Consider the following 1,019-nt stretch of genomic DNA (forward strand, 5'->3'; position numbering starts at 1 on the left):
TGGAAGAGGGGGGTGCGGGTGAGGTCGCGGTCGGGCTGGACGGCTTCCACGACCTGCTCGAACGGCAGATCCTGATGCGCATACGCCCCCAACGCCACCTCACGAACCCGCCCCAACACCTCCTCGAACGTCGGATCACCCGACAAATCAACCCGCAACACCAACGTATTGACAAAAAACCCCACCAGATCCTGAACCTCCGGCCGACCACGATTCGCAATCGGCGACCCCACCACCACATCGTCCTGACCCGTATACCGACCCAACAACACATCGAACGCCGCCAACAACACCATGAACATCGTCACGCCATGCCGATGACCAACCGCCCGCAACCCGGCGACCACATCCTCATCCACCGAAAACCGCACCGCCGCACCCAACCCACTACGCACCGGCGGACGCGGCCGATCCCCCACCACCTCCAACACCGGCACCCCAGCCAACCGCCCCCGCCAATACCCCAACTGCCGCTCCAACACCCCACCCCGCAGCGACTCCCGCTGCCACACCGCGAAATCCGCGTACTGCACCGGCAATGGTCCCAACGGAACAGCCCGCCCCGACACCAACGCCCCATACGCCAACGCCAGATCACGCCGCAACACACCCGTCGACCACTCATCACACACAACGTGATGCATCACCATCACAAACACATGATCCGCAACACCCAACCGCACCAACCGAGCCCGCCACAACACACCACCCGCCAAATCAAACCGCCGACCCAACTCCTCCGCCACCACCCCCTCAACACCCGCCAACCCATCCACCTCCACCACCGGAACCGAAACCCACCCAACCTCCCCCACCACCTGCCGCGGCACCCCATCAACCACCACAAACCGAGACCGCAACACCTCATGCCGCCCCACCACAAACCCAACCGCCCGCTCCAACACCCCCACATCCAACCCACCCACCAACCGCAACACAAACGGCACGTTATAAGCCACACCACCCGAATCCAACCGATCCAAAAACCACAACCGCAACTGCCCAAACGACAACGGCGT

The 1,019-nt window shown here is 63.2% G+C and carries 1 protein-coding gene; it reads right to left on the minus strand.

What is annotated here, in order from left to right; all coding sequences use genetic code 11:
• Positions 1-1,019 (minus strand): condensation domain-containing protein (locus Vau01_RS63000; protein WP_239153165.1); only part of this gene is annotated, 1,019 nt, incomplete at both ends.

This window comes from Virgisporangium aurantiacum, assembly GCF_016863635.1.
Lineage (GTDB): Bacteria > Actinomycetota > Actinomycetes > Mycobacteriales > Micromonosporaceae > Virgisporangium > Virgisporangium aurantiacum.